This window comes from Bifidobacterium sp. ESL0800 (assembly GCF_029395355.1).
GTDB lineage: Bacteria > Actinomycetota > Actinomycetes > Actinomycetales > Bifidobacteriaceae > Bifidobacterium.
This window is the reverse complement of the sequence record NZ_CP113913.1, coordinates 27356-51381: the sequence shown is the minus strand read 5'-3', so window position 1 is coordinate 51381 and position 24026 is coordinate 27356. Positions and strand designations below refer to the sequence as shown.

Sequence of the window (24026 nt, the reverse complement as noted above, 5' to 3'; positions counted from 1 at the left end):
AATCATAAAGGAGAATCTATGAGCACGCACAAGGCAGAACCGTCAAACGATGAGACGGAGATTTCGGATGCCACGCATCTGTCGACATTCGGCGCCGCCGACGACACCACGAACAGCGGCAAAAGCGCGTTCCCCTCGCTGCCGAAACGCTCGAAGTCCAAAGGCAAGTCGAAAGCCAAGCACACCGCCACCGATCCAAGCGACGACAGTACCGTACTCGGTTCCCTTAATGGTCTCGGTGAAGGCGAAGCCATCTCCGAGGAAACCGTGCTGAGCACCTCGGCGTCCAACGGCAACACCGAATCACCGGCCATTCCCGCCGAAAATCCAGGCAGTTCGAACGTGTCCGACAACGCAGGCGCAAACGTCAACGATTACACCGGCAACGCCTATGCCCAGCAACCCGCAGCCGCCGCACCGGCCGGCCGGAACACCGCATCCGCGCCCTCGACGTCATATACGTCTCCAGCAGCCGCCACTTCGACCAGCAGCGTAAGCCCACAGGCCTCCTCTGAACCTTCCGTCAGCCCGGAGTCGCTTTCGGCCCCATACGCCTCGGCCTCGCCGGTTTCCAACATCATCGCGCCGCCCAGCGACTCCATCCTCGACTTCAAGCGTTCCTTCGACGCGCTGGTCGACAACATCGGCAAGGTCGTCGTCGGCAAACCCGAACCCATCAAACTGTGCGTCACGGCCCTGATGGTCGGCGGCCACGTGCTGCTGGAAGACAACCCGGGCACCGGCAAGACGCAGCTCGCCCGAGGCCTGGCCAATTCCATCGACACCTCGTTCAAGCGCATCCAGTTCACCCCTGACCTGCTGCCCAGCGACGTGGTCGGCGTGACCTTCTACGACCAGAAATCCGGCGAATTCGAGTTCCGCGAGGGCCCGATCTTCGCCTCAATCGTGCTGGCCGACGAGATCAACCGCGCCTCGCCGAAGACCCAGTCCGCGCTGCTGGAAGTCATGGAAGAGCAGAAGACCACCGTCGACGGCAAGACCTACGAAATGCCGCAGCCCTTCATCGTCATCGCCACGCAGAACCCGCTGGAACAACTCGGCACCTACAAGCTGCCCGAGGCCCAGATGGACCGCTTCCTGATCAAGACCTCCGTGGGCGCGCCCGGCCACGACGTATCGATCAGCATCCTCAAAGACATCGACATCACCGACCGCGCCAACACCGTTTCCGCCGTCCTGAGCGGCGACGACATCATCAGGCTGCGCAAGACCGCCAAGGACGTGCGCGTCGACGAACGAATCCTCGAATACATCGAACGTCTGATCGAGGCCACCAGACTCAGCGAGAAGCTTCGCGTGGGTTCCTCCATGCGTGGCGCGCTGGCCCTGACCCGCTGCGCACGCATCTGGGCCGCCGCCGACGCGCGCGACTACGTGCTCCCCGACGATGTGCAGGACCTCGCCGTGCCGGTGCTCGCCCACCGCATCATCCTGAACGCCGAAACCGCGTTCAAGGGCGAAACCGCCGAACAGATCATCGCCGAAATCCTCGAATCCGTTCCGGCACCTGCCATGGGAGTCTGAAAGTAACGCCATGCATTTTTCCAAAACCCGACACCAAACGCCTACAACGCCACCCGGTTTCCCCGTATCCGCCCGAAACGGGACCATGGCGGTAGGCACCCGCGGACGAAAAAGCCATCGCGGCTTCAAAGGCCGTAAGCCCAGCCTGATACAAGGCAACACCCGTTTTGCGCACCTCACGCTCAAAGTGCGGCATCAAGCAGCCGGTTTGCGCAAGAAGCTGCCCGAATGGCTTACCGCCTACGTTTCACCGCTCGGCTGGTCGGTGACGGGCATCGCCGTGGTCTGCCTCTCGGCATTCCCGGCGTTGGGATGGCATGAGCTGCTGGTCTGCGGCATCGTCGGTCTGGTCATGCTGGCACTCGGCATCGCCATGTCGCTTGGCAACACGAAATTCCACGCGGCGTTATCCGTTTCAGATAACCGTATTACCGTAGGTGATAGCGTCAAGGTCGATGTCAACGTCTCCAACCCCGGCAAAAGCCCGACCGTAGGCGTTCAGGGAGACCTGCCGATGGGCGAGATGCATCAGCGCTTCCGCATCCCCGCTTTGGCCCCCGGCAAGGTCAAAGACGAACAGGTCGAGTTCCGTGCCACCTCACGCGCGGTCCTTGACGTGGGTCCGCTGAAAATCAGCAAGGGCGACCCCTTCGGCATCGTACGTCACGAGCAATCGCTTTCCCAGTCCGCGAAGGTCTATATCCACCCGAAAACCGTTTTCCTCAACACGCTCGATTCCGGCATTTTCCGCGACCTCGAGGGCAGCCCTTCCGGCCAGGTGGTCGACGACGACCTCGATTTCTACGGCCTGCGCGAATACCGTCCCGGCGACGACATGCGTAACGTCCACTGGCTTTCCTCGGCGAAAACCGGCACCTTGATGGTCCGGCAGTACGAGGCGACCAAACGTACCGATACTTCCATCACCCTCGGCGTCAACCCGACCGATTACTCGACCGAAGACGAGTTCGAGCTCGCCGTGAGCGTCGCCTCCTCAATCGGCACCGAATGCCTTGTCGAAGACCGCCCGCTGGCCGTCCAGGCCGCCGACAATTCCCTGATCCCGCACGGGGCAATGCCGTTCCTCGACTGGATGAGCGGGGTCAAGCCCGATATGGACGAAAACCCGAACCTCGCCGTTGCCACGCTGAAAACAAGCCCCGGCGCCTCCTTCTATTTCTTCGTGGTAGGATCGGGCGCCAGACTTGAACGCCTCCGTCGCATCGCCGCCGCGCTGAGCCGAGAATCCATCTGCGTGATGCTGCAGATCGACCCCATCGCCGGCAACGCCATCCACCAATACGACGACTTCACCCTGGCCACGCTTTCGGCGCTCGACGACCTGCCTCTGATCATGGAGGCGCTGAAATGAGCGGCAACAACCCTATGAGCAACACCTTCAATACTTCTGCAGACCAATCAAACACCACTGCGTCGGCTGCGGCTTCCCTGCCCGATTTCACCGGCACGAGTGGCACGACCAACACCACCGGCACATGGGCGAGCACGACCCGGGCACCGATCGCGTTGACCGCGACCAGCGACGGCCAACGCCAGATATTCGTGGCCGTACGCCGTCCCTGGGCCACCGCCTCCATCGGAGCCCTGCTCGTCCTGGTCGCGATTTGCCTCAATTCCGCCAATCTCATCGACGTCTACGGCAACGTTCTGACTTGGGCTTTCACAGCCGTTCCGGCAGCGCTGCTCGGCGCGCTGATCGCCTTGGCCGGCGTCAATCCAGCGCTCAAACTCTGGTGGCAGATCGTCTTCCTGGTGCTTTCCCAGTTCCTCGTCGGCCCCGTCATCGCGCTGAATGACACGACCATCGCGCATATCGTGCCGAGTCTCGATACTTTAAGTCAGGGCTTCACGCAGACCTTCGGCTCGTTCAAATACGTCATCGCCGTCATTCCCCCGCTCGGGTCCGCCAACGGCAGTCTGATGGCGCTGTGGACGCTGAACCTCTGGACGGCGTTCCTCGCAGGCGTTTTCGCGGTTTCGGTAAGTTCCAAATTGAACCTCATCACGGTCTTCCCGTTGGCGCTGAACCTTGCGGTCAGCGCGCTTCTGGGCACCGCCTACGGCACGTTGCGCCCGGTCTGCGGCATCATCGCCATGCTGGCACTGGTCATCTGGCTCGCCTGGCGCTGGCAGTCCTTCGATATCCGCCGGCCGGTGAGCATGATCATCATCATCGTCCTCGCCGTCGGCCTGGCGATCGGCGCGACCCTCATCGTCCCCCAGCATCGCCTGACCCTGCGCGACCGCTACAACCCGCCGCTCGACCCGCACCAATACACGAGCCCGCTGAGCGATATGCGCTCCTACGTCAAATACCACAAAAAGGAAACGCTGCTTTCGGTCTCCGGACTCCCTGCCGGCACGCCGGTGCGTCTGGCCGTCATGGACCGCTTCGACGGCAATGTCTGGAACCTTTCGGATTCCAGCGACGCCAGCGATTCCTCGGATTATCGCAAGGTTGGCAGCGGCATCGCCAACACCGCGCAAGGCCAGCATTTCAAGGCCACCTTCAAGGTCCACAAAGGCTTCTCCGAGCAATGGCTGCCGTTGGCGGGCGCCGCAACGTCAGTCGGCTTGAACGGCGAGAATTTCTACTACAACATGGGCACCGATTCCGCAATCGTGCCGAATACACCACTTGGCGGACAGACCTATACCGAATCCGGTATCATCCCCGAAGTACCGGTCCAGCAACAAGTGACTCACGCCCACGCTCAGCGTATTACACAACCTGCGGCGAAGGACATCCCCGACAGTGCCAGCAAGCTTGCCCCGGCACTGACCGGCAAACAGTCCAGCGACGGCGCGACCGCGCAGACGCTGGCTACGGCGTTGAAGACCAAGGGCTGGTTCTCGCACGGTCTCGCCGGCGATTATCCTTCGCTGCCCGGCCACGGCAACTTCCGCATCGACTCCATGCTCGGCGGCACCGCGATGGTCGGCGACAGCGAGCAATATGCCTCGGCGATGGCGATGATGGCCAGAGAGCTGAACCTCCCCTCGCGCGTGGTGCTCGGCTTCGTGCCGAAGGACAAGGACGGCAATATCTCCAAGTCCCGCACCTCGCACGGCAGGAACGGCAAGACACAGACCGATTTCACCGGCAACGACATCGAGGCCTGGGTCGAGATCGACTTCAAGGATTACGGCTGGGTTCCCTTCTATCCCACACCCAAGGAGACGAAGGTCCCGAACAAGAACCAGGACCTGACGCCTCCGAACCCGAAGACCCTCGTCCGTCAACCGCCGGTGCCGCTGGTCGATCCGCTGCACGACCAGAACCAGGCCCGCGACCAGTCCTCGCTCGACGGCGCGGATGCCGGCGATCAGAACGGCAACGCCACGCTGATGAAGATTCTGGCCATCACCGAAAAGGTCGCCGTCTACGGCAGCCCCGTGTGGATCATCCTCATCATCTGCGCTCTGATTCTTCTGCTCAAAGCCATCCAGCTGGCCGTGATGGCCCGCCGCGGCAGTTCCGGGCAGCGCATCGCCTCCGGCTGGAGGGCCATCGGCATGCTCGCCGACCAGAGCGGCATCAAGACCTCCGGCACCCGCCGGCATCAGGCCGCCCAGATCGGCACGGCGATCAAGGAAGCGAACGACGCCGCGACCATGGTCCCCGAGGCTGAACAAGCCACAACCCCCAAGGCTCGAAAAGCCGCAGAAAAAGCAGCCAGGAAGGCAGCCAAAGCGCAAAAGAAGAAGACCTTCAAGGGCCGTTCGATTGACATGGACCAGCTCCGGCTGCTCTCGCGCGAGGCCGACTGGGTCGCTTTCTCCGGCAAGAAGCCCGACGAGACGGCCTCAGCGGATTATTGGAAGCGGGTCAAGGCCATACGCAAGGCCATCCTTGCCGACCAGCCTCTCATGCGTCGTCTGCGCACCCGGCTTTCACTCAAGGGCGTCCTGCATATGCCGCACTTCAATCTCAAACGATTCAAGAAGGCAAGTGCCGCAGGTGCCGCGAATCGTACAGGTTCCGCAGACACTTCAAAGGCCAAAGCCGGCAAAAGGTCGTCACGCAAGGCGTCGAAGGCGAATACGACAAAAGACGCGTCTATACTGGCTAATGTGCACGCAAAACGCAAGTCCACCGCACGGAAAGGTCGTTGATTATGTCTGATCACCCACACATTCGTGCGGCCATGGGCAGCGATATCGGCAAAAAACGACGCAACAACCAAGACACCGGGGTCAACGAGCCCGGCGTCTATGTGGTGTGCGACGGCATGGGCGGCGGTGTCGGCGGCGAACGTGCCAGCGCTCTTGCCGCACAACACTTCAAGTCCGTCGCCGGCGAGCCGGTGAGGTCGCGCAAAATCATCGAATCCGCTTTGGACGCCGCACAACAAGATGTCTACAAACTGGGTCATGACTTGGGCGGTGTGGCCGGAACGACGGCCACCGGCATCATCCTCCCCGCACGCCCCGGCGAAGACGGCGGCGAGCAGGCCCCGCTTTGGTATGTGATCAACGTCGGTGATTCCCGTACCTATCATTTCGACTTCGACGTTCGGGGCAACGCCATTGCGTCCTCGATCAGCCGTATCACCAAGGACCATTCCCAGCGTCAACAGGCCATCGATTCCGGTCTGATGTCGCCGCAGATGGCCAACGCCACCATCCCGCGCAACGTCATCACCCAGTGCATCGGCGCCCCTCAGGGCATCAAGCCGGATTTCTACGCGGTAGTGCCGTGCGGTCGATTCATCGTCTGCTCGGACGGGCTGTATTCCGAGGTCGCGGACAAGAAAATCGCGGCGATCAGCCAGGCGAACCCCGACCCGCAACGCGCCGTCGAGGCACTGATCCAGGCCGCCCTGCACGCAGGCGGAAACGACAATATCACCATCGTCGTGGTCGACGTATGGCCGAACACGCCAACCGAGGAGCCTTGGCACGCCAGCAAGCTGGACGACGGAGAGGAGCTGGAGACCATCGGGGACGTCACCCTCGACAGCCTGCATACATAGATAGCGCCAATCCGCGGGTTTCCACATCTTCCGCATACTGCCCGGGACGACAGAACGGGAACCAGCCAATATAATCTGTCAATAAGGCAGTAAATAATCGAAATACAAGCCGATGAACGCCGAGCGATTCATCCGATAAGAAAGAGAAGTGAAGCAGATGGTTGATTACGATACCGCCGTCGCCATTGTCCAGGATTCCGAAGCGGACCCCGTCATGCTGGCGAAAGTCGCTTACGAAAACCCCGATTTCGGCGCGAACGTGGCCGCGAACCCCCGTGCCTACCCGGGGCTGAAGCGCTGGCTGGCCCAGTTCGGCGACGACCGTGCCCGTGAAACGCTCAAATCCATGGGATTCGAGGTTCCCGATCAGGGTGTCGTCGCGCAAGAGGATCCGGCGCAACAGGCTACGGCACAGGCTTCGATGCCTTATATCGCCGACCAGCAGGCTGCAAGCGATCAGTATGCCGCCGCCAATCAGTATGCCCAGCAACCGGCTGCCACCAACCAATACGCGGCGCAACCTGCTACAGCCACCGGCCAGGAGACGCCCGTCGCCACCAACGCCTACGGCTACACCGCCGAGCAGGCCCTGGACCCGAACACCGACCAGATGACCATCGCCAGCATCGCCCAATATGCCCCCGAGCTGCGCCCGTGCCTCGCCCGCAACCCCAACACCTACCCGGAGCTGCTGAACTGGCTTGCCCAGCTGCACGACCCCGCCATTGACGCAGCTCTTGCCACGCGGCAATAGACGCAGCAACGAGCACGGCAATACGTCGGATCATATCCAAGCCGTCTCATAACCGCTATCGAACAAAACGAATGTCCCGCTATCCAGCCTTTCGCCGGATAGCGGGACATTATTCGTTACTGGGTATTTCCTAAATTTCAGAAATCCGCTTCACGCTGCAAGCATGGATCAGCCTTCGTCCTCCGTGAGTTTGAAGAACTGGTCTCCGATACGCAACGTCGTGGGAGGCGAAAGCCGGACAGGACTGTCCTTGACCTGCTGCTCGTGGTCGTCGGTGACGATATACGTGCCGTTGAGTGAGCCGTAATCCTCAAGCCACAACGTGCCGTCCTTGTCGTAGCTGACCGCGGCATGGTTGCGCGAAACCGTACGCGTCGGGTCGGCGAGCTTGATGGACATCGCGCCTTCCGGCACGGTGGCCGAAACATTGCGGCCGAGCAGGGCGCTCTTGTCGAGAACGATATCCTGACCTGTGGCGTCGTTGTGCAGCCGATAGCGCTTCTTGGGCTTTTCGGACATGAAAGCGGTGGACAGCACCGTCCCGTCCCAGTCCTCGATGTCGCCCTCGCTGTTGGTCTGCGGGGCGGAAGACGTCCACGAGGCGTCCGCGGCAGGCTTCTGCGCGGCCTCGTCGGCCAACGTCTGCGGAGTCTGAACTACGCTTGAATCCTGTTGAGGCTCATCGGCCGTGGTCGCGGATACAACTGTGGCGTCGTCGTCATACCAACCGAGCTCCGGTGGCGGCGGAAAAGGCAAATTACTCATATCTGTCATATTACCGCGGAACCGCAACATTTTCAGCTGTTGTGGTCACGGACGCACTGAGGCAAAAGCGACGGCAGATACGAATTTGTCCCGGTGCGCCGTAACGCATCGGGACAAATACAGCCGTTTAGCTTTTTGAGGCTCTAAAGCCTACCGACTCAGGCTTGCGAGGCGGAATTGTCCGAACCGCCATCAGCGTCGGTGCCGGAGCCCATGCCGAAGTCGGTGTCGCCACCGAGCTCGCTGGCCCCGCCCTGATCGTTGAGGAAGTCATCGGGGTTGAAGTCGTCGCCGAGTTTCAGGTCGCCGAAGTCGATATTGGAGAAGTCCATATCGTCCATGCCGCCTTCGCCGAACTCGGAGGACGCGTCGCCGCCCAAGCCGAAGTTCGGGTAGATGGTGTCGCGGATGGCCTTGTCGGGCTCGACCGTCGCGTTGCGGTAACGCGCCAGACCGGTGCCGGCAGGGATGAGCTTGCCGATGATGACGTTCTCCTTCAAGCCCTTGAGCTCGTCGGACTTCTGCTCCAGCGCGGCCTCCGTAAGCACACGGGTGGTCTCCTGGAACGAAGCGGCGGACAGCCAGGAATCGGTGGCCAGAGACGCCTTGGTGATGCCGAGCATTTCGGGACGGCCGGCAGCGGGCTTGCCACCCTCCTTGACCGCCTGCATATTGGCGTCACGGAACCTCGACTGATCGACCAACTGGCCGGGCAGCAGGTTCGTGGTACCGGAATCAATGACCGTGATGCGGCGAAGCATCTGGTGGACGATGACCTCGAGGTGCTTGTCGTGGATATCCACACCCTGGGAGCGGTACACGTCGTGCACGCCCTCGACGATACTGACCTGAGCCGCACGGGGCCCAAGGATGCGAAGGATCTTCTTCGGATCGACGGAGCCTTCGATCAGCTGAGTGCCGACCTCGACGTGGTCGCCGTCTTTGACCAAGAGCGGCGCACGACGGGTCACCGGGTAGGTGATCGGCTCGATGGTGCTATCGTCCGGGGTCAGCGTGACCTGACGGCCGTGATCGGAATCCTCGACCTTGACGGTACCGGGATATTCCGTGATCGGCGCCTCGCCCTTAGGCGTACGCGCCTCGAAGAGCTCGGTGACACGGGGAAGACCCTGGGTGATGTCGGAAGCGGAAGCGACGCCGCCGGAGTGGAAGGAACGAAGCGTCAACTGCGTACCAGGCTCGCCGATGGACTGTGCCGCGACGACACCGACGGCTTCGCCGACATCCACCAAGCGATTGGTGGCCAGCGACCAGCCGTAGCACTTCGCGCACACGCCGCGCTTGGACTCGCAGGTCAAGACGCTGCGCGCCTTGACCTCTTCGACGCCGTGGGCGACCATATCGCGCAGAACGTCCATGCTCATGGCGTCTCCACGCTTGTAGAGCACGGTCTTGCCGTCCTTGGGGTCGATGACATCCTCGGCCAGCAGACGCGAATACGGGCCACCGTCAGCGGCACGCACAAGCACGAGATTGCCGTCCTCATCGTGGTCGGCGATCTTGATCGTCAGTCCGCGCTTGGTGCCGCAATCCTCTTCGCGTACGATGACCTCCTGGGCCACGTCCACGAGACGACGGGTGAGGTAGCCGGATTCCGCGGTACGCAGTGCCGTGTCGGCCAGACCCTTGCGGGCGCCGTGCTGGGAGATGAAGTACTCCAGGACGGAGAGGCCTTCGCGGTAGTTGGACTTGACCGGGCGGGAGATGATCTCGCCCTTCGGGTTCGCCACGAGTCCTCGCATACCGGAGATCTGGCGAATCTGCATCCAGTTGCCTCGGGCTCCGGACTGCACCATGATGTTGACGTTGTTGTCGTCCTTGAAGTTATCGCGCATGGCGTCGGCGACCTTGTCGGTGCATTCGGTCCACAGGTTGATGAGCTCCTGACGGCGTTCCTCTTCGGTCAACAGACCCATGTCGTACTGGTCGTTGACCTTGTCGGCCTGGCCTTCGTAGTCATGGATGATCGAAAGACGTTCCGGCGGCTCGACGATGTCGGAGAAGGACATGGTGACGCCCGACCAAGGAGCGCGGGTGAAGCCGAGATCCTTCAGGGCGTCCAGCGTCGCGGCCACCTGGGCGGTGGAGTAACGCGTGGCGATGTCGTCGACGATGCCGGAGAGCTTGCCCTTGGCGACCTGCTCGTTGATGAACGGATAGTCGACAGGCAGGGTCTCATTGAACTTCAAGCGGCCGTAGGAAGTGGCGAAGAGCACGGAACCGTCCTTGAAACGCTCTTCCTTGACTACGTCCGGGCTGCCCGGCTCGGGGTCCACGACCTTGAGTTCGGCCGGCTCCCAATCAGTGGGAAGCACGAAATCCTTCGGCAGACGCACGAGCACCTTGGCCTGTACGTCGACGTCGTGACGATCGACGGCCATACGCAGCTCTTCGGGGCTGCCGAGCACACGGCCCTGGCCCTTGGCGCCTTCCACCACGGTGGAAAGGAAGTAGAGACCCAGGATCATGTCCTGAGAAGGCATCGTGACGGTGTGGCCGTCCGCCGGCTTCAGGATGTTGTCGGAAGCCATCATCAAGGAGCGGGCCTCGGCCTGTGCCTCGACGCTCAGCGGAAGATGGACTGCCATCTGGTCGCCATCGAAGTCCGCGTTGAATGCGGCGCAGGCGAGCGGCGGCAGGTGGATGGCCTTGCCCTCGACCAGAATCGGCTCAAAGGCCTGGATGCCGAGCCTGTGCAGCGTAGGCGCACGGTTCAGGAGCACCGGGTGCTCGCTGATGACGTCTTCGAGCACGTCCCAGACGGACGAGTCCTGACGGTCGACCAAGCGCTTGGCGCTCTTCATGTTCTGCGCGTAGTTCTGGTCCACGAGCTTCTTGATGACGAAGGGCTTGAAAAGCTCCAGTGCCATCGGCTTCGGCAGACCGCACTGGTGCATACGCAGCGACGGACCGACGACGATCACGGAACGGCCGGAATAATCCACACGCTTGCCCAAGAGGTTCTGGCGGAAACGGCCCTGCTTGCCCTTGAGCATATCGCTCAGGGACTTCAGCGGACGGTTCGAGGCGCCGGTGACCGGGCGGCCGCGGCGGCCGTTGTCGAACAGGGAGTCGACGGCTTCCTGCAGCATGCGCTTTTCGTTGTTGAGCATGATCTCGGGTGCGCCGAGTTCGATGAGCCTCTTCAAGCGGTTGTTGCGGTTGATGACGCGACGATAGAGGTCGTTCAGATCGGAGGTGGCGAAACGGCCGCCGTCGAGCTGCACCATCGGGCGCAGGTCCGGAGGAATGACCGGGATCGCGTTCAACACCATCGCCTCGGGCTTGTTGTCCGTGGTGAGGAAGGCGTTGACGACCTTCAAACGCTTCAGGGCACGGGCCTTGCGCTGGCCGGAGCCGGTGTCGATCTCTTCGCGCAGCTGCTTGGCGGCACCTTCAAGATCGAAGTCGCGCAGGCGCTTCTGAATGGCCTCGGCACCCATGGAGCCTTCGAAGTAGTCGCCGTAGCGGTCGCACATTTCCTGCCACAGGTCGACGTCACCTTCCATATCGCCCGGCTTCAGGGTCTTGAAGCGGTCGAATACAGCGTTCAAGCGCTGTGCCTGATCGTCGTAGCGCTGACGGATCGCCGCCATCTCGCGCTCGGCGGAGTTGCGCATCTTGGACTTGGCGCTGCCCTTGGCCTCGCCACTCTCCTCGAGCTCGGCCATGTCGGCTTCGAGCTTCTTGGCGCGTTCCTCGATCTCGTTGTCGCGGCGCTTGGAAAGCTGCGCGATCTCGGTGTCGAATTCGTCCTGCAGATCCGGCAGATCCTGCTGGCGCTGCGCCTCATCGACGCTCGTGACCATATAGGCCGCGAAGTAGATGACCTTCTCGAGGTCCTTCGGAGCGATGTCGAGCAAATAGCCCAAACGGCTCGGCACACCCTTGAAGAACCAGATGTGCGTGACCGGTGCGGCCAGTTCGATGTGGCCCATGCGCTCACGGCGGACGCGGGATTTGGTGACCTCCACGCCGCAGCGTTCGCAGACGATGCCCTTGAAACGCACGCGCTTGTATTTGCCGCAGGCGCACTCCCAGTCACGGGTCGGTCCGAAGATCTGCTCTCCGAACAGGCCGTCCTTCTCAGGCTTCAAAGTTCTATAGTTGATGGTTTCCGGCTTCTTGACTTCGCCGTAGCTCCACTTGTGGATGTCCTCGGTAGTGGCGAGTCCGATCCTCAGTTTGTCAAATGCGTTGACGTCCAGCACTATGTTGTCCTGTCTTCCAATTGATAACAATCACGATTATTTTCTGGCGGCCTGCCGGGCTTGGTGTTCTTATTCGCCAAGCCCAGGCTCAAGCCGTTTGTTGAAGCGTTGCCTCTAGCGGTATTCCGGCTGAGGCGCCGCCTGATCGTCCTTGGCCGAGGCGTCCGGGCGGGCGCCGATGTTGAAGCCGAGATCGTTCGAGTTGCCCACAGGGTCGTCCTCGGCGTCGTTCAGGTCGATGGCCACGCCGTCGGCGTTCAGCACTTCGACGTTGAGCGACAGCGACTGCATCTCCTTAAGCAACACCTTGAAGGACTCGGGAATGCCGGCCGGCGGCAGGTTCTCGCCCTTGACGATGGCACCGTAGGCGCGCACGCGGCCGTCGACGTCATCGGACTTGGTGGTCATCATCTCGTGCAGCGTGTAGGCGGCGCCGTAGGCCTCGAGGGCCCACACCTCCATCTCGCCGAAGCGCTGACCGCCGAACTGGGCCTTGCCGCCCAACGGCTGCTGGGTGATCATGGAGTACGGGCCGGTGGAACGCGCATGGATCTTGTCGTCCACGAGGTGGTGCAGCTTGAGCATGTACATATAGCCCACGGAGATCGGCTTCGGGAAGGGCTCGCCGGTACGGCCGTCAAAGAGGGTCGCCTTGCCGTCTTCGCCCACGAGCTTGTTGCCGTCGCGGTCGGGAAGGGTGCTGCGCAGCAGGCCCTGGATCACGTCGGGACGCACGCCGTCGAAGACGGGGGTGGCCACCGGGGTGTTCGGCTCGCCGTGCTCGGCGCCCTGCGGCACGTACTTCTTCCATTCGGCCTCGAGATCAGGGTCGAGCTTGATGTCCCAGCCTGCGTGAGCGATCCAGCCCAGGTGCAGCTCGAGGACCTGACCCAGGTTCATACGGGACGGGACGCCCAGAGGGTTCAACATGATGTCGATCGGGGTGCCATCGGGCAGGAACGGCATGTCCTCTTCCGGAAGGATGCGGGAGATGCAGCCCTTGTTGCCGTGGCGGCCGGACATCTTGTCGCCCACCGTGATCTTGCGGTGCTGGGCGATGTAGACACGAATCATCGAATTGACGCCGTTGGGCAGCTCGTCGCCGTCCTCTTCGGCCTCGTCGCGGGTGATCTCCTTGATGGAGATGACCGTGCCGGTCTCGCCGTGAGGCACACGCAGCGAGGTGTCGCGCACTTCGCGGCTCTTCTCGCCGAAGATGGCGCGCAGCAGACGCTCCTCAGGGGTGAGCTCGGTCTCGCCCTTAGGCGTGACCTTGCCGACCAGGATGTCGCCGGCCTCGACCTCGGCACCGATGCGGATGATGCCGCGCTCGTCGAGGTTCGCCACCGCTTCCTCGCCGACGTTCGGCAGGTCGCGGGTGATCTCCTCGGCACCGAGCTTGGTGTCGCGGGCGTCGATTTCATATTCCTCGATGTGGATGGAGGAATAGGTGTCGTCTTTCACCAGCCTCTGCGAGATGATGACGGCGTCCTCGTAGTTGTAGCCGTTCCAAGGCATGAACGCGACCAGCACGTTCTTGCCCAGCGCCAGGTCGCCCTTCTGGGTGGCGGGGCCGTCGGCCAGAACGCTGCCACGCTCGACGCGCTCGCCGTCATGGACCAGCGGACGCTGGTTGTAGTTGGTGGTCTGGTTGGAGCGCTGGAACTTGGCGAGCTTGTAGCTCGACTGGGTTCCGTCGTCGTTGGCCACGCGGATGATGTCGCCGGAGACATAGCTGACGACACCGTCCTTTTCGGAGAGGATGGTGTCTCCGGAATCGTAGGCGGTGCGCCATTCGGCGCCGGTGCCCACCAGCGGGCGCTCGCTTTGCACGAGCGGGACGGCCTGACGCTGCATGTTGGTGCCCATCAGTGCTCGGTGGCCCTCATCGTGCTCCAGGAACGGAATCAGCGAGGCACCGACGGAGACCATCTGGCGCGGGGAGACGTCCATGTAGTCGACGTCGCTGACCGGCACATCGACGGCCTCGTCCTCGCCGGAACGGACCAGCGCGGTCTTCTCGACGAAGTTGCCGTTCTCGTCCAGCTTCTGGTTGGCCTGGGCGATGACGTGCTCGGCATCGCGGTCTGCGGTCATGTACTCGATCTCGTTGGTCACGTGGCCGTTGACGACCTTGCGGTACGGGGTCTCGATGAAGCCGAACGGATTGACGCGTCCGAAGGTCGCCAGCGAACCGATGAGGCCGATGTTCGGGCCTTCAGGGGACTCGATCGGGCACATGCGGCCGAAGTGGGACGGGTGGACGTCGCGGACCTCCATGGAGGCGCGGTCGCGCGAAAGGCCGCCGGGGCCCAGCGCGGAGAGACGACGCTTGTTGGTCACGCCGGAAAGCGGGTTGTTCTGGTCCATGAACTGCGAGAGCTGGGAGGTTCCGAAGAACTCCTTGATGGTCGCGTTGACGGGGCGGATGTTGATCAGGGACTGCGGGGTGATGGCCTCGGCGTCCTGGGTTGTCATACGCTCGCGAACCACGCGCTCCATACGGCTCAGGCCGGTACGCAGCTGGTTCTGGATGAGCTCGCCGACCTGGCGGATACGACGGTTGCCGAAGTGGTCGATATCGTCGGTCTCGACGCGAAGGTCGACGTCCTCGCCGTTGCGACGTCCCGGGAAGGTCTTGTCGCCGGCATGCAGCGCCACGAGGTACTTGATGGTGGCGATGATGTCTTCGCGGCTGAGGCTGCGATCGGTCGGCTCGGCCTCGAGGCCCAGCTTGCGGTTGATCTTGTAGCGGCCGACGCGTGCGAGGTCGTAACGATGGTTGTTGAAGTAGAAGGACTCCAAGAGGTTCTTGCCGGCTTCCGGCGTGGCGGTGTCGGCCGGACGGATCTTGCGGTACAGGTCGGTCAGGGCCTCGTCCTGCGTGTTGATGGTCTCCTTTTCGAGGGCATCGAGCACCAGCGGGTAATCCTTGAAGGACTTGGCGATCTCGTCCTTGGTCATGCCGATGGCCATGAGGAAGACGATGGCGGACTGCTTGCGCTTGCGGTCGACGCGCACGCCCAAAACGTCGCGCTTGTCGATCTCGAACTCGAGCCATGCGCCGCGCGACGGGATGATCTTCGCGCCGAAGACCTCCTTGTCGCTGGTGCGGTCGGGGGTGCGGTCGAAGTAGACGCCCGGGGAACGCACGAGCTGCGAGACGATGACACGCTCGGTGCCGCCGATGATGAAGGTGCCGTGCGGGGTCTGCAGAGGGAAGTCGCCCATGAACACGGTCTGGCTCTTGATCTCGCCGGTGTCGCCGTTCTCGAACTCGGCGTTGACGTAGAGCGGTGCGGAATAGGTGTAATCCTTCTCCTTGCACTCCTGGACCGTGTGACGCGGCTCCTCGAAGTACGGGTCGGAGAAGGTCAGGCTCATGGTCTGCGCGAAGTTCTCGATCGGGGAAATCTCCTCGAAGACCTCCTGCAGGCCGGAGGTATGGGCCACATTGTTGGTGCCAGCCTTGATATCGGCTTCGGCCTTCTTCTTCCAGCGTGCGTTGCCGATGAGCCAATCGAAGCTATCGGTCTGCACCCCCAGAAGGTAGGGCACATCGATGGGTTCCCTGATGGAACCGAAATTCACACGGTCCGACGCCTTATGCAACTTGATGTCGTGCTCATCGGCGCGTGCGATGACTTGTGTGGTGTTCGTCTTGAGCTTATTTTCAGCCAATGGACGTTCCTTATCGCTCGCTTGATCTTTGTCTATTCTTCACCGAGGAAACGCGCCGCAAACGGCTACACTACGCGGGCGCTTCGTCGTTAGAGCATGCCCGCAATATGACACACCTTATGCAAAGTATCTATTATACACGAAAGGAAGACGAAATAGCAACTATTTCACCATCGAAACACCCCGATCATCAGAACAGAATTCCCATTGTTCAATAATCGGGGTGCGGTTGAGTTCGAGCAGAGTTACTCGGCGCGGGCCATGGCCTGGTCGTAGTCGCGCGTGCCCTTGAAGACTTCCTTCATCCAAGGATTGACACCCAGCTTCTTCGCCCTGTACAGAATGTAGGCGAGCGCGCCGATGTTGACGGCCAGAGCGACGACGGAGACGGCCAGGTTGACGTTGTAGTTGTTGACCGAATTCACCGCGAAACGGGAGTGCTTGGAGTCGAGGAAGAGCGGGAAGACCTGGGCGAACATGCACCACATGGCCAAGGTCGCCGCCCTGTTCTGAATCCAGCCGCCCTTGTTCCACAGGAAGTTGGCAAAGGTCGGGGCGAGCAGCAGCGCCAGGCCGCAGTACCAGGCGTGGGTCGGCAGGCAGTTGTAGGTGTAGCAGAAGTTCCACAGATCGTAGGCCAGGATGAAAACCCAGGTCATGTCGGGCCAGAGCATGTCCTGCTTGCCCTTGGAAGCGTAGATGCCGAACCAGCCGGTCATGCAGAAGATGTTGATGAGGCCGGCCACGCCGTTGAAGACGTTGAACCAGCCGCCCATAAGCGTCACGCCTTCACTGGAGACGAAGGTGGTCCCCCAGCCGCGGAACGCCGATTCGAAATCGGAGACGACGGCGATGAGGATGTTGATGGCGACGATGATGAATGGGAAGCACTTGAACCAGTGGACCTTGCCGAGTTTGCCCCAGCCGTACTTCAAGATCATGAAGCCGATGCAGCCGGCCGTGGCCGCGTAGAGCTTGGCGTAGTGGAACCAGCCGTTCATCTCTGTGTAGGTGGGGTTGTTCAGGGCCCAGCTGGCGCCCATGGCCGCACCCACATAAATGGAGACGAAATAGACGGTCAGCGCGGCGGGGATACCCACGAAGCACAGCAGACCGCCGACTTTGCTGCGTCGGGAGATTTCATTGGCGGCGATAAGGGCCACGAAAACCAGCGCCCATCCCAGCCATTGATACAGGGCATTGCCCCCATAGACTTGGAATAACATGGTACTTACCTACTTCCTTTCCTTTGTTGTTGATTGTTCTTGTTGTTCTTTCAGACGTTTAGACAGCTGAGACGGCTGAGAAGAAGGCTGAGATGATTGACTCCCAGTTGCAGGAGCATCCAAGCGCGAACCACGGGAGTTGCGATAAGACTCCAGATGGAGGGTCTGCGCCAGGATTTCGATGATGGTCTCATCTGGCGTATCCGGGTGCGCACGCAGGATGGCGATCAAACCGGAAATCAACATGGCCAAGGTCTCGTGCAAATGACGTACGGGAAGCCCGCCATGCAACCGCGCGAAATCCTGTGCCGCGGTGTGTTCGATATAGTCCGCGACGCGCTGCGAGACCTGATCGACGAAACGTATGTAGAGCTCGCCATTACCCGATTCGACCAGATGCTGGCTGAAGGGCCCCTCGTCGTTCAGGATATCGCGCATCAGGCGAACGATGTCGTTCATCGCTTTATCGACGTTGCCCGCTTGCCTGGTCTCGTTCCAAGTGTCGATCCGGTCGATAATCCGGTCGACGGCTTCGTCGAGAACCGCTTCGGCCACGGCATCCTTGTTTTTGAAATAATGGTAAAACAGCGAGCGGGTCATCCCGACTTTGTTGGCGATGTCCTTGATGGTGATGTGGGTAAAACCCTTTTTCAAACTCATTTCCTGGGCGGCGCGAACGATTTGATCGCGTTTGCTTTTCGCTTGTTCGATGCCGGAATGCAATAACGTATCCGCCTGCTTGCTCTCCACTGTAACGGTACTCATCGCTGAAACCCTTTACTTCTACGGCCGGCGCCAAACCGCATTCGCCGGCATCCCCATAGATGCCGTTGACACATTGTCAATCTCTGTCTTCATAGTGTAATACCAAGATTGACAATGTGTCAAATTGCAAAGTGCCGTATAAAAATAATCGTAAAGATAACGTTTTGTTGGCTCACCAGTCACAATCGACGAGACAACCAGCACGCCCATAAAGCGACGAATAACCGCACGATCAAAGGGCAAGAACCATCAGGGTCGCGTTGTCGTCTTGGAAACTTCGCGTATCATAGTAAGATTACATATGATATTAAGCGGTTGTTACTGAGAATTCTAGATTGCATCGGAAGAGCTCATGAGAAGAATCATGGTACTTGGCGCAGGTTACGCGGGCCTACACGCAGTAAAGCAGCTCGTCGCCCAGAACCCCAACGCGGAAATAATGCTGGTCAACAGGGACCCTTACCATTACGACACCGCACGGCTTCATGAAGTGGCCGTCGGCAGAACCGACCCGTCCGAAATCAGCTTCAATCTTCGCGAAACGGTCAATCCCGGAGTCACCGTCGTCATCGACGAGGTGACGAGGATCGACCACGACATCCGAGCCGTTGAGCTGCGCCGCAACGGACTGGTATTCTACGACTACCTGATCAACGCACTGGGCGGGGCGTCCTCCACGCCCGACGTTCCGGGAGCCACCGGCAACGTCCTGCCTCTGATCACCCTCAACGACGCGATGAGCGCACGAAGTCACATCGAGCGGGTGCTCACGGATTACCACCTCAGCCAAAACCCGTACGACCTGCGTATCGCGGTGTGCGGAGACGGGTTCTCGGCCGTCGCGTTCATGGCCGCGCTGCTCTACCAGCTTCCCGGCCTCGCGAAACAATTCGGTGTACCGGCCGAACGCATGGAGGTCCACTGCTTCGCCTCCAATCCCAAACCGCTGTACCGTTTCGACCCGAAACTCACCGAATGGATCATGGAGTATCTGGGCAGCAGAGGCGTTGTCTTCCACGCCAATTCGCGCGTCACGCACGTGGAGCCGGGAGCCGTCTTCGTCGGCAATCAGACTTTCCACGCCAACACCATCGTCTGGGCGACGGGAATCCGAGGCAGCCAGGTCGTTCCGGTTTCCGGCTATGCCCAGAAATTCAGCCGCGTCATCGTGCGCGACGACCTATCGGTGGTGGAGGCCGACGGCGGCTGGCCACGCGAATTCGTGATCGGAGATGTTTCCGCCGTGCCGAACCCGCAAAACGGCCGCGTCTACCCGGCCAGCGCCCAGCTCGCCATTCAGCAAGCGGATTGTGCCGCCGCCAATGTGCTTTCGCTGATGCAAGGCGGACGCACCTTCAGGTTCGTCTTCAGGCCATACGGCACGATTCTGCCGCTCGGCCCCCATTCCGGCGTCGCCCAGCTTGAGGACTCCAGGGGCAACTACACGCGGCTCAAGGGCGCCAAAGTGCGGCTGCTCATCAACAGGATGAACAAGTACTTCAGGGACTCCATCGTATAGGAATCATTTGAGAACCCGGGCATATTGGAAAACTCGGGTATTATTCGGGATTCCCGAAGACACAGTCTGCGCGGTTGTTCGGGATTTCTGGATTTCGGAAGCGACAGCCTTCCCTGCTGTTCGACGCCCTGTTTGCTTACTTGTCCGCTTACTCGACGGTAATCGGAACTTTCTCGCTTTTCACGCCCGGATGGTCTTTGAGCCGCAGCTGGGCCAGATACGTGCCGCGTTCCACACGCGGAAGCTGCTCGTCGGGAACGCAAGTGGATCCGGTGCTGTCGGCCGGCCAGGTGATTTTCTGCACGTCCTTGTCCCCCTTGGCCATCAAGAGATTGCGCGGATCCGCAGGGCAAACGGCCGAACTCCAGACGACACCATTGCCTTGGCCGCTCTTCGTCTTGCCGTCGCCTGAATCCGCACCAGCGTCGGAAGACGACTCCGAACCGGAAACGTTGGAAATCGTAAGGATGCGTGAAGCGTTCGAGGCGTCGACCAGGCAGGAATCGCCGCCTTCATAGCGGATGGTCGCCTTGAAATCAAGCGTTCCGCCAACCCCGACACTTTGCGAGACCGGAGTCAGTTCAAGCTTCACGTCCTTGGCGCCGCATTTCTTTACACTGCTTTGGTTGGCCTTATCCTGATTATTGCTATTATCGGATTTCTTGGAAGATGCGGCCTTCTTGTGATGGCCGGAAACGGACGAGTTCGAAGCCGCCGCCCCGCCGTGATCATGATAGGTCGCGAAGACGCTGGTCGCGAGTTTGTAGATACCGAACCCGATCAACGCCAGAAGCGCCAGCGCAACCACGCCCACGACGATGCGGCGGCGCAGATAGACGCGCTGCATCTCCTTGGTTGTCTTGCGCTTTCCCCGGCGCTTCTGCGGTTGCTGAGTGGTCATACCTTCAAGTGTAAACGACCTTGCTGAATTCAGGCGCCTACCGATACTTTCCAACGAGAAGAAACACATGACGGCTTCGCCGCCCTATAGTTCCGTTGCACCAGCCAACATGACGCATCAAAGGTGAACGGGCCGACGACACCGACCATCGACGCCTCAACGCGGCAGATGCAACGAACCGTTCGGACCGATTTCTATGAGACCGTCTTCGTCGAGGCTGGCGATGCAAGCGTCCAGCTGAATGTGATCGTCCCAGAGTTTTTCGACATCGCCGCGCGAAAGCGACGCGGCTTTATCTCCGGATTCCGTACCCGAAAGCGCGCGCAAGGCGTTCAGAACGATACCCCGCACCTGTCGGTTGGTGCCCTTGAAGCTCTGGCGCGGACGTGTGCGCTTCTCGCCCATATGCGGGCAACCGGCGGCGTAGAAACGGCTGTGGGCGGCCCACGGGTCCTCGTCGATCTTGGGATTCTTGGCGGTGCAGACCAGCGCGCCCAGCTCGATCAGCGCTTCGTTCCATGTCACGCTCTCCTTCGGGTCTTGCGGCAGGACGGCGTTGGCCAGCTCGCGTTCCGCGGGTTTCGTGGCACCGCCGAAGGATTCCTCGCCTTTGAACGTGCGCCAGAGCACACGGCGAACGTTGGTGTCGAGCACGGCGATGCGACGCCCGAACGCAAAACTCATCACCGCGCTGGCCGTGTAGTCGCCGATGCCGGGAAGCGCGACCAGCTCATCGTACGTTTTCGGAAGCTCGTTGTGATATTGTTCGGCGACGGCCTTCGCGCATTCCTGAAGCCGCAGCGCGCGACGCGGATAGCCAAGCCTGCCCCACGCGGTGATGACCTCGGCGGCGCTCGCCTTCGCCAGGCTTGCGGCATCCGGCCAGACCTCCATCCAATCGGTCCAGTATTGCACCACGCGGCTCATCTGCGTCTGCTGGCTCATCACCTCTGAAATCAGAATGCCCCAAGGCGTCGTACGGCCAAATCGCCACGGCAGGTCGCGCGCGTTTTCGCTCCACCAAGCGAACAGCTCCTGCTTCATCGTCTCGAGTTCACAGGCGCCGAAACCCTCGATCCCCTCATGCGGATTCTCGGACGTGACGAATGAACCGGCGTTCGTTTCTCGCGTGGTTTCTCTGGATTCCGTCATATCAATATCGTTCTGAGCCATCCGAACCATTGTGCCCTGACGCCGATACAGTTCGCGCCGCCTGCCGTATAAGCCGAGATATCATCATTGCCCTGACTTCCGGGGCAAGTCCAATACGCCATCCGCCGCATGGTCCTGTTCCGATATCCTTCACACCGATCACCCGGTGTCGCTTCGCGGGGATAGTTTTGAACCATGACAGACACAGCGAAAACGGCCGGAAACGCCGGCAAATCTGAGAATCCCGAGAACAAAGTCACCGATATGTACGAGTACGGCTATCGCAAGTCCAATTACGGGCCGGACGAGCTCGTGACCGACGCACACGGCAATCCGATCAGCGTGGTCGACGCGATGATGAGCGCCAAGGACGCCAGCGAGGCCAAGACGGTGACGCCGCACCTGTGCTACTACTCCCCGCGCATCCCCGGCAACACCGGCTCCGCCATCCGCCTGTGCGCCGTGACCGGCACGATCCTGCACCTGATCGAGCCGCTCGGCTTCAATTTGAAGGACACCAAGCTGCGCCGCGCCGGGCTGGATTACCACGACATGGCCCACGTCGTGCTGCACCCCGACTTCGACGACCTGGTGCGCTCCATGCCCAACTCGCGTATCATCGCGTTCACCGCGCACGCCACCAAGCTCTATACCGACGTGCAGTACCGCCCGACCGACATTCTGCTGTTCGGCCCGGAGCCGGGCAACATCCCCGATCCTATGGACATCATGGAAGGCCCTCACGTCGCCGAGCAGGTGCGTCTGCCGATGCGGCCTTCGCTGCGCTCCCTCAACCTCACCAACTGCGCCTCCATCGCCATCTATGAGGCGTGGCGGCAGCTGGGATTCAAAGGCGGAGAGTAGCCCTCCCGCTCCCGGCCCCTCAGGCAGCCCCGGTCCGGTCGCCTAATCCCCGGGTCTCTCATCCCAATTTTGCGCCATAAATAAGCCGTTGACCATCAACTACCGGCTCAAATATGGCGCATTTTTATATTTGCATCATATTTGAGCCACTCACAGTTTCTGAGTGGCTTATTTATAGCATGAACAGATGCTGTGTTTGGAGATTCAGTTCTTGAAACTGTGGATCGGGGCGGGAATGCGGCCGCCACGGGTGACGAACGCCTCACACGAGGTCTGGTTGACGGGGATGATCGGAGCATAACCCATCAGGCCGCCGAAATTGGCGACTTCGCCGACACTCTTGCCGTAAACGGGAATCACGCGCACGGCGGTGGTCTTCTGGTTGACCATGCCGATGGCGGCCTCGTCGGCGATCATGCCGGAAATCGTGGAAGCGGTCGTCTCCCCCGGAATGGCGATCATGTCGAGGCCGACCGAGCAGACGCAGGTCATCGCCTCAAGCTTTTCGATCTTCAGGCATCCGGAAGCGGCCGCGTCGATCATGTTCTTGTCCTCAGAGACCGGAATGAACGCGCCGGAGAGCCCGCCGACGTACGAAGAGGCCATGATGCCGCCCTTCTTGACCTGATCGTTGAGCATCGCGAGCGCCGCGGTGGTGCCGGGGGCGCCGACCTGGTCAAGCCCGATCTTCTCAAGCACTTCGCCGACCGAGTCACCGACGGCCGCGGTGGGTGCCAGCGACAGATCAATGATGCCGAAGGGCACGCCGAGCTGCTTTGAGGCCTCTTGGGCGACCAGCTGGCCTACACGGGTGATCTTGAAGGCGGTGCGTTTGATGGTCTCACACAGGAATTCGAAGTCTTTGCCTTTGGCGGCATCGAGCGCACGCGAGACCACGCCGGGTCCGGAGACGCCGACGTTGACGACCACGTCGCCTTCGGTGACGCCGTGGAAACCGCCGGCCATGAACGGGTTGTCGTCGGGGGCGTTGCAGAAGGCCACGAATTTGGTGCATCCGTCGCTGTCGGTCTCACGCGTGGCGTAGGCGGTGTCTTTGATGACGTGCCCGAGCAGTTCGACGGCATCCATATCGATGCCGGTTTTGGTGGAGCCGACGTTGACCGACGAACAGACGATATCGGTTTGCGACAATGCCTGCGGGATCGATTCGATGAGCATGCGTTCGGCCGGTGTCATCGATTTGGAAACCAGTGCCGAGTATCCACCGATAAGATCGACGCCGACCTCCTTGGCCGCACGGTCGAGCGCATGGGCGATGTTGACGAAATCAGCGGGCGAATGGCAGGAGCTGGCCCCTACAAGCGCGATCGGGGTGACGGTGATGCGCTTGTTGACGATGGGGATGCCGAAGTCGCGTTCGATGGCCTTGCCGACCTTCACGAGATCGCGCGCTTTGTCGGTAATTTTGCGGTAGATGTTGTCACAGACCGTATCCACGTCGGCGGCGGCGCAATCGAGCAACGAAATGCCCATGGTAATCGTACGCACGTCGAGCTTTTCCTGCTCAATCATCGCATTGGTCTCGCGGACCTCCATAATATTCAGCATTTGCTTGCCTCTCTCATACGCTTCTGGCACAAATCTCTTATTATGACGTCTGTTGG

Annotated in this window: 15 protein-coding genes; 7 read left to right on the top strand and 8 right to left on the bottom strand. The window is 60.9% G+C overall.

The genetic code is table 11. The features are described from left to right. Nucleotides 1-18: 18 nt before the first annotated feature. From OZX75_RS00180 to OZX75_RS00160, 5 genes are all read left to right on the top strand, one after another. Complete coding sequence (locus tag OZX75_RS00180) at nucleotides 19-1545, top strand: AAA family ATPase (RefSeq protein ID WP_277146238.1); 1527 nt, start codon at nucleotides 19-21, stop codon at nucleotides 1543-1545. Nucleotides 1546-1630: 85 nt separating this feature from the next. Continuing rightward, nucleotides 1631-2917, top strand: coding sequence for a DUF58 domain-containing protein (locus tag OZX75_RS00175; protein WP_277146237.1), 1287 nt, complete (start codon nucleotides 1631-1633; stop codon nucleotides 2915-2917). Then, complete coding sequence (locus tag OZX75_RS00170) at nucleotides 2914-5682, top strand: transglutaminase TgpA family protein (protein WP_277146236.1); 2769 nt, start codon at nucleotides 2914-2916, stop codon at nucleotides 5680-5682. Before OZX75_RS00175 ends, OZX75_RS00170 begins: the two co-directional genes overlap by 4 nt. A 2-nt stretch (nucleotides 5683-5684) precedes the next feature. Beyond that, a complete protein-coding gene (locus OZX75_RS00165; protein ID WP_277146235.1) occupies nucleotides 5685-6542 on the top strand; it encodes a PP2C family protein-serine/threonine phosphatase in 858 nt (285 codons plus the stop codon). Between the two features lie 157 nt (nucleotides 6543-6699). Then, nucleotides 6700-7296 carry a variant leucine-rich repeat-containing protein gene (locus OZX75_RS00160; RefSeq protein WP_277146234.1) on the top strand — a complete coding sequence of 199 codons (597 nt, stop codon included), beginning with the start codon at nucleotides 6700-6702 and terminating at the stop codon, nucleotides 7294-7296. A 168-nt stretch (nucleotides 7297-7464) separates the two neighbouring features. Here the strand turns inward: OZX75_RS00160 and OZX75_RS00155 are convergent, their stop codons facing one another. The 5 genes from OZX75_RS00155 to OZX75_RS00135 all read right to left on the bottom strand — a co-directional run bounded on the left by OZX75_RS00155 (nucleotide 7465) and on the right by OZX75_RS00135 (nucleotide 17965). Next, the gene (locus OZX75_RS00155) at nucleotides 7465-8061 is read right to left on the bottom strand and encodes an FHA domain-containing protein (RefSeq protein WP_277146233.1); all 597 of its coding nucleotides are present in this window, start codon (nucleotides 8059-8061) and stop codon (nucleotides 7465-7467) included. Nucleotides 8062-8219: 158 nt separating this feature from the next. Further along, nucleotides 8220-12293, bottom strand: coding sequence for a DNA-directed RNA polymerase subunit beta' (locus OZX75_RS00150; protein ID WP_277146232.1), 4074 nt, complete (start codon nucleotides 12291-12293; stop codon nucleotides 8220-8222). Between the two features lie 114 nt (nucleotides 12294-12407). After that, nucleotides 12408-15974: a DNA-directed RNA polymerase subunit beta gene (rpoB, locus tag OZX75_RS00145; protein ID WP_277146231.1), complete on the bottom strand. Its 3567-nt coding sequence runs from the start codon at nucleotides 15972-15974 to the stop codon at nucleotides 12408-12410. A 245-nt stretch (nucleotides 15975-16219) separates the two neighbouring features. After that, nucleotides 16220-17200, bottom strand: coding sequence for a DUF5692 family protein (locus OZX75_RS00140; protein ID WP_277146230.1), 981 nt, complete (start codon nucleotides 17198-17200; stop codon nucleotides 16220-16222). Nucleotides 17201-17209: 9 nt separating this feature from the next. Next, nucleotides 17210-17965 carry a TetR/AcrR family transcriptional regulator gene (locus OZX75_RS00135; RefSeq protein WP_277146229.1) on the bottom strand — a complete coding sequence of 252 codons (756 nt, stop codon included), beginning with the start codon at nucleotides 17963-17965 and terminating at the stop codon, nucleotides 17210-17212. Between the two features lie 352 nt (nucleotides 17966-18317). Between OZX75_RS00135 and OZX75_RS00130 the strand changes: the two genes are divergently transcribed. Then, nucleotides 18318-19484 (top strand): NAD(P)/FAD-dependent oxidoreductase, encoded by a 1167-nt coding sequence (locus tag OZX75_RS00130; RefSeq protein ID WP_277146228.1) that lies wholly within the window; start codon nucleotides 18318-18320, stop codon nucleotides 19482-19484. Between the two features lie 148 nt (nucleotides 19485-19632). Here the strand turns inward: OZX75_RS00130 and OZX75_RS00125 are convergent, their stop codons facing one another. Both OZX75_RS00125 and OZX75_RS00120 read right to left on the bottom strand, forming a co-directional pair. Continuing rightward, nucleotides 19633-20385 carry a hypothetical protein gene (locus OZX75_RS00125; protein ID WP_277146227.1) on the bottom strand — a complete coding sequence of 251 codons (753 nt, stop codon included), beginning with the start codon at nucleotides 20383-20385 and terminating at the stop codon, nucleotides 19633-19635. Nucleotides 20386-20541: 156 nt separating this feature from the next. Next, the gene (locus OZX75_RS00120) at nucleotides 20542-21429 is read right to left on the bottom strand and encodes an HhH-GPD family protein (RefSeq protein WP_277147543.1); all 888 of its coding nucleotides are present in this window, start codon (nucleotides 21427-21429) and stop codon (nucleotides 20542-20544) included. Between the two features lie 303 nt (nucleotides 21430-21732). Between OZX75_RS00120 and OZX75_RS00115 the strand changes: the two genes are divergently transcribed. Beyond that, entirely contained in the window at nucleotides 21733-22401 is a 669-nt protein-coding gene (locus OZX75_RS00115) for a tRNA (cytidine(34)-2'-O)-methyltransferase (RefSeq protein ID WP_277146226.1), read from the top strand. Nucleotides 22402-22605: 204 nt separating this feature from the next. On the opposite strand, the gene OZX75_RS00110 is transcribed toward OZX75_RS00115, so the two are convergent. Next, nucleotides 22606-23970, bottom strand: coding sequence for a PFL family protein (locus OZX75_RS00110; RefSeq protein WP_277146225.1), 1365 nt, complete (start codon nucleotides 23968-23970; stop codon nucleotides 22606-22608). Nucleotides 23971-24026 lie beyond the last annotated feature (56 nt).

Excerpts from the sequence above, each read along its gene's own strand:
- OZX75_RS00180 (WP_277146238.1), top strand. The coding sequence starts at position 19 with ATGAGCACGCACAAGGCAGAACCGTCAAACGATGAGACGGAGATTTCG.
- OZX75_RS00175 (WP_277146237.1), top strand. The coding sequence starts at position 1,631 with ATGGCGGTAGGCACCCGCGGACGAAAAAGCCATCGCGGCTTCAAAGGC.
- OZX75_RS00170 (WP_277146236.1), top strand. The coding sequence starts at position 2,914 with ATGAGCGGCAACAACCCTATGAGCAACACCTTCAATACTTCTGCAGAC.
- OZX75_RS00165 (WP_277146235.1), top strand. The coding sequence starts at position 5,685 with ATGTCTGATCACCCACACATTCGTGCGGCCATGGGCAGCGATATCGGC.
- OZX75_RS00160 (WP_277146234.1), top strand. The coding sequence starts at position 6,700 with ATGGTTGATTACGATACCGCCGTCGCCATTGTCCAGGATTCCGAAGCG.
- OZX75_RS00155 (WP_277146233.1), bottom strand. The coding sequence starts at position 8,061 with ATGAGTAATTTGCCTTTTCCGCCGCCACCGGAGCTCGGTTGGTATGAC.
- OZX75_RS00140 (WP_277146230.1), bottom strand. The coding sequence starts at position 17,200 with ATGTTATTCCAAGTCTATGGGGGCAATGCCCTGTATCAATGGCTGGGA.
- OZX75_RS00135 (WP_277146229.1), bottom strand. The coding sequence starts at position 17,965 with ATGAGTACCGTTACAGTGGAGAGCAAGCAGGCGGATACGTTATTGCAT.
- OZX75_RS00130 (WP_277146228.1), top strand. The coding sequence starts at position 18,318 with ATGAGAAGAATCATGGTACTTGGCGCAGGTTACGCGGGCCTACACGCA.
- OZX75_RS00125 (WP_277146227.1), bottom strand. The coding sequence starts at position 20,385 with ATGACCACTCAGCAACCGCAGAAGCGCCGGGGAAAGCGCAAGACAACC.
- OZX75_RS00120 (WP_277147543.1), bottom strand. The coding sequence starts at position 21,429 with ATGAAGCAGGAGCTGTTCGCTTGGTGGAGCGAAAACGCGCGCGACCTG.
- OZX75_RS00115 (WP_277146226.1), top strand. The coding sequence starts at position 21,733 with ATGACAGACACAGCGAAAACGGCCGGAAACGCCGGCAAATCTGAGAAT.
- OZX75_RS00110 (WP_277146225.1), bottom strand. The coding sequence starts at position 23,970 with ATGCTGAATATTATGGAGGTCCGCGAGACCAATGCGATGATTGAGCAG.